2 protein-coding genes are annotated in these 5,861 nt (G+C 72.0%); both read left to right on the plus strand.

All coding sequences use genetic code 11. The features are described from left to right. Positions 1 to 169 precede the first annotated feature (169 nt). Complete coding sequence (locus ACKOB8_RS12210; protein ID WP_526377572.1) at positions 170 to 1,447, plus strand: cytochrome P450; 1,278 nt, start codon at positions 170 to 172, stop codon at positions 1,445 to 1,447. Between the two features lie 11 nt (positions 1,448 to 1,458). Beyond that, positions 1,459 to 5,861, plus strand: a 4,403-nt coding sequence (locus ACKOB8_RS12215; protein WP_526377574.1) for a DEAD/DEAH box helicase, incomplete at its 3' end; no start/stop codon positions are given.

The raw sequence follows: 5,861 nt of genomic DNA on the forward strand, positions 1-5,861 counted from the left end.
GCCGCCACCGCCCGGCTTCGATCAGCCGGCCAATCACGAGGTGATGCCGGCCCGCTTCCCCGACCCGCGCGAACCCTCGGGCAACCCCGACGTGGTGCTCACCGGCTACGACCCGACCGACCGCACGGCCGAGTTCCGGCCCCGCAGCCACTGACAGGAGCCAACGACGATGGATCCCGCAACCGCATGGGCCGAAGCGATGAAGTTCGCCAACCGGCCGAACCCGTACCCGCTTTACGAGGAGTTGCGCCGGACGCCGGTGGCCAAGGTCTCGGAGCGGACGTACGTGGTCACCGGCTACCCGGAAGTCGTCGCTTTGGCCCATGATCCGCGGATCAGCTCCGATATCAGCCGCAGCCCTTCGAGTTTCATGGGCGAGTTGGAGGAGAAGTACGACCTGGCCACGCTCGACCCGGTCGAGGCCGCGGCGCGCCGCAACTGGAACATGCTGACCTCCGACCCGCCCGAGCACGACACGATGCGACGGCAGTTCATGCGCCACTTCGGCCCGCCGCACACCCCGGACCTGGTCCCCAGCCTGGCGGGGTACGTCACCGATCTGGCCAACCGACTGCTCGACGCCGTCAGGGACCGCGGCGGCACCCGGATGGATGTGGTCGAGGACTTCTCCTACCCCATTCCGGTGTCGGTGATCTTCCACATCATGGGCGCCCCGATCGAAGCCGAGCCGAAATTCCACGCCCTGGTGACAGACTTCATGCAGGGCGCCGACGTCAGCCTGGAGGGCCACACCGAGGCGGGCCAGGCGGCGAAGGCGAAGGCCAACGCCAGCATCGCCGAACTGCAGGCCTACCTGAACGACTGGGTCGAGCGCCTGGTGCGCGAACCCGGGCCCGGGCTGCTCTCCGCGGTGCTGCACGACGACGGCCCCGACGGCCCCGTCTCGCCGGAGACCGCGGTGGCGAACGCGTCACTGCTGCTGATCGCCGGCCACGACACCACCGTCAACACCATCACCAACGCGGTGATGACCCTGCTGCGCAACCCCGGATCGTGGGAACTGCTGAAGAACAACCCGGACCTGATTCCGCGGGCCGTCGAAGAGGTGCAGCGACTTCAGGGGGCGGTGCAGTTCGCCATCACCCGGTGGGCCACCGCAGATATCGAGATCGGCGGCACCCGCATTCCCGCCGGGTCGGCGGTGTTCCTGGTGCTGGCCGCCGCCAACCGCGACCCGCGGCGTTTCGAGCATCCCGACCACTTCGACCCGCTGCGCGAGGACAACGAGCACCTCGGCTTCGGCAGCGGGATCCACGCCTGCTTCGGCGGTCCGCTGGCCCGGCTGGAGATCAACCTCGCCCTGGAGGTGTTCCTGCGCCGGGTACGTTCCCCCCGGCTCGTCGTGGACCCGCCGCCCTACCGGCACAACCAGGTGTTCCGCGGGCCCCGGCACCTGTGGGTGGACTTCGCGGAGATCGTGGACTAGAGACTGGAGGGGTGAGCACCCTCGAGCGGTTCAACGCCCTGACCCGGCGCTGGTTCGAGGGCACCTTCGCCGAGCCCACCGCGGCCCAGGTGCAGGCCTGGGAATCGATCGCCGACGGCGAACACACCCTGGTGATCGCGCCCACCGGGTCGGGTAAGACGCTGGCCGCGTTCCTGTGGGCCATCGACCGCCTCGCCGGTGAGTCCGACGCGGGAACCCGGGTGCTTTACATCTCCCCCCTCAAGGCGCTGGCCATCGACGTCGAACGCAACCTGCGCGCTCCGCTGGCCGGAATCGCGCGCATCGCCGAACGGGACGGCCGGCCCGCACCGCAGATCAGCGTCGGAGTGCGCTCCGGGGACACCCCGCCGGCCGCGCGCCGACAGCTGATCACGAACCCGCCCGACATCCTGATCACCACCCCGGAGTCGCTGTTCCTGATGCTGACGTCGGCGGCCCGCGACACCCTGGCCGGGATTCAGACGGTGATCATCGACGAGGTGCACGCGGTGGCCGGCACCAAGCGCGGTGCGCACCTGGCACTGTCGCTGGAACGCCTGGACGCGCTGCTGGACACCCCCGCACAGCGCATCGGACTGTCGGCCACGGTGCGGCCCCCTGAGGAGGTTGCGCGCTTCCTCACCGGCGGGCGCCCGGCCCGCATCGTCAACCCGCCGGCGGCCAAAACCTTCGACCTGGCCGTGCAGGTCCCGGTGCCCGACATGGCCAACCTGGAGAACAACAGCATCTGGCCCGATGTCGAGAACCGGGTCGTCGACCTCATCGAGGCGCACACCTCCACCATCGTGTTCGCCAACTCGCGGCGGCTCGCCGAGAAACTCACCGCGCGGATCAACGAGATCCACACCGAACGCGGCGGGGACGAGGCGCAGCTGGCCCGTGCCCACCACGGGTCGATCTCCAAGGAGCAGCGCGCCGAGGTCGAGGACGACCTGAAATCCGGCCGGCTGAAGTCGGTGGTGGCGACCTCCAGCCTGGAACTGGGAATCGACATGGGTGCCGTCGACCTGGTGGTCCAGGTCGAAGCCCCGCCGTCGGTGGCCAGCGGCCTGCAGCGGGTCGGCCGGGCCGGACACCAGGTCGGCGAGATCTCCCGCGGGGTGCTGCTGCCCAAGCACCGCACCGACCTGATCGGGTGCGCGGTCAGCGTGCAGCGCATGCTCGGCGGCGACATCGAGACCCTGCGGGTTCCGGCCAGCCCGCTTGACGTGCTGGCCCAGCACACCGTCGCCGCCTGCGCGCTCGAACCGCTCAACGCCGACGGCTGGTTCGACACCGTGCGCCGCAGCGCACCCTTCGCGACCCTGCCGCGCAGCGCCTTCGAGGCGACCCTGGACCTGCTCTCCGGCAAGTACCCGTCGACCGACTTCGCCGAACTACGGCCCCGGCTGGTCTATGACCGCGACACCGGAACGCTCACCGGGCGCCCCGGCGCGCAACGGCTGGCGGTGACCTCCGGCGGGGCGATCCCCGACCGGGGACTGTTCACCGTCTACCTGGCCAGCGACTCCGAGAAGCCCTCCCGGGTGGGTGAACTCGACGAGGAGATGGTCTACGAGTCCCGACCGGGTGACGTGATCGCCCTGGGTGCGACCAGCTGGCGGATCACAGAGATCACCCACGACCGCGTACTGGTGATCCCGGCACCGGGTCAGCCCGCGCGGCTGCCGTTCTGGCGCGGCGACGACGTCGGGCGCCCCGCCGAGCTGGGTGAGGCGATCGGCCGATTCACCGGCGAGCTCGCCGGGCTGGACCGTTCCGCGTTCGAGACGCGTTGCACGGCAATCGGATTCGATGAATCCGCGATCGACAACCTGTGGCGGCTGCTCGACGAGCAGCGCACCGCCACCACGACCGTGCCCACCGACACGACTCTGCTGGTGGAGCGCTTCCGTGACGAGCTGGGCGATTGGCGGGTGATCCTGCACTCCCCCTACGGACTGAAGGTGAACGGTCCGCTGGCGCTGGCGGTCAGCCGTCGGCTGATGGACCGCTACGGCATCGACGAGAAGCCGACCGCCTCCGACGACGGGATCGTGGTGCGGCTGCCCGACACCGACGACACCCCGCCCGGTGCGGAGCTGTTCGTGTTCGACCCCGACGAGATCGACCCGATCATCACCGCGGAGGTGGGTGGCTCGGCGCTGTTCGCGGCGCGGTTCCGTGAGTGCGCGGCGCGCGCGCTGCTGCTGCCGCGCCGCCATCCCGGCAAGCGCTCGCCGCTGTGGCACCAGCGCCAGCGTGCCGCGCAGTTGCTCGACGTCGCGCGCCGCTACCCGGATTTCCCGATCGTGCTGGAGACGGTTCGCGAATGCCTGCAGGACGTCTACGACGTGCCCGCACTGACCGGCCTGATGGCGCGGGTCGCCCAGCGGCGGGTGCGGCTGCTCGAGGTCGAGACACCCACACCGTCGCCGTTCGCCGCCTCGCTGATGTTCGGCTACGTCGGGGCGTTCATCTATGAGGGCGACAGCCCGCTGGCCGAGCGCCGCGCCGCCGCCCTGTCGCTGGACACCGCGCTGCTGGCCGAACTGCTGGGCCGAGTGGAGTTGCGCGAGCTGCTCGACGCGGGCGTCGTCGCGCTCACCGGACGCCAGCTGCAGCACCTCGCCGAGGACCGCCGGGCACGCGACGCCGAGGGCGTCGCCGACCTGCTGCGGGTGCTCGGGCCGCTGACTGAGGCCGAGATCAGCGAGCGCTCCACCGCGACCGATGTCCGGCCCTGGCTGGACGGACTGCACGACGCCCGCCGGGTGCTGCCGGTCTCCTATGCCGGAGCGCAGTGGTGGGTGGCCATCGAGGACATCGGCCGGCTGCGCGACGCGGTGGGCGTGGCGGTCCCGATGGGGGTGCCGGCCGCGTTCACCGAGGCGGCCGCCGACCCGCTGGGTGATCTGCTGTCCCGGTACGCGCGCACCCGGGTGCCGTTCACCACCGCCGAGGCCGCCGCCCGCTTCGGGCTGGGCCTGCGGGTGGCCGGGGACGTGCTGGGCCGGATGGCGGCCGATCGCCGCCTCATCCGCGGCGAGTTCACCGAGGCGGACCAGTGGTGCGACGCCGAGGTGCTGCGGGTGCTGCGGCGGCGCTCGCTGGCCGCGCTGCGCGCCCAGGTCGAGCCGGTCAGCGCCGGCGCGTACGCCAGGTTCCTGCCCGCCTGGCAGCAGGTCGGCGGCGCCTCCGGCAGCGACGGGCTGCTCGCGGTCATCGAGCAGCTCGCCGGCGCGCCGGTTCCCGCCTCAGCTGTCGAGCCGCTGATCTTCGCGTCGAGGGTGCGCGACTACCGGCCCGACATGCTCGACGAGCTGCTAGCCTCCGGCGAGGTCTGCTGGTCGGGCGCGGGGACGATCTCCGGCAGCGACGGCTGGGTCACCTTCCACCTCGCCGACACCGCCCCGCTGACGCTTCCCGAGCCCGCCCCGATCGACCTCACCGATGTCCACCGCGAGATCCTCGAGACGCTCGGGCAGCCGGGTGAATCCCGCGGCGCGTTCTTCTTCCGCCAGCTCGCCGCCGAAGGTCGTGACGCGGCCACCAGAACCGCTCTGTGGGAACTGATCTGGGCCGGTTGGGTCACCGGGGACACCTTCGCCCCGGTGCGCGCCGTCCTGAGCGGCGGGCGCCGGGCACCCGCGCACCGGCAGCGCCGGGCGCCGAAGCTGAGCCGCTACGCATTGGCCCGCCCGCAGGCCCGCCCCCTCGACCCGGCCGTCGCCGGACGGTGGTCGGCGCTCCCGGCCCGCGAGCCGGACTCCACCGTGCGCGCGCACTTCACCGCGGAGTTGCTGATGCACCGCCACGGGGTGCTCACCAAGGGGGCGGCGGCGGCCGAGGGCGTGCCGGGTGGTTTCGCCGCGCTCTACAAGGTGCTCACCGCGTTCGAGGATTCCGGGCGCGCCCAGCGCGGCTACTTCGTCGAGTCCCTCGGCGGCGCCCAGTTCGCCACCGCCGCCACTGTCGACCGGTTGCGCAGCTTCGCCGATCCGGTAGACCGCGGCGAACCCGCTCACGCCGCGGTGGTGCTGGCCTCGGCCGACCCGGCCAACCCCTACGGGGCCGCCCTGCCCTGGCCGGCGCGGCCGGACGCCGACGGCGGCGGCCACCGCCCGGGGCGCAAGGCCGGCGCGCTGGTCGTACTGGTCGACGGGGCGCTGGTCTGGTACCTGGAGCGCGGCGGGCGCTCCCTGCTGAACTTCAGCACCGATCCGCAGGCCGAAAGGGCCGCCGCCGGCGCCCTGGCGGACCTGGTGACCACCCGCCGGGTCGGGGGGATTCTCGTCGAGCGACTCGACGGCGTGCCGGTGCTCGAAGCCGCCGCTCACCACCCCCAGCAGGCCACCGCGGATGCGCTCATCGACGCGGGCTTCTCCCGCACCCCACGTGGTCTGCGGCTTCG

Origin of the sequence: Mycobacterium sp. (genome assembly GCF_046091765.1) — a bacterium.
Classification (GTDB): Bacteria; Actinomycetota; Actinomycetes; order Mycobacteriales; family Mycobacteriaceae; genus Mycobacterium.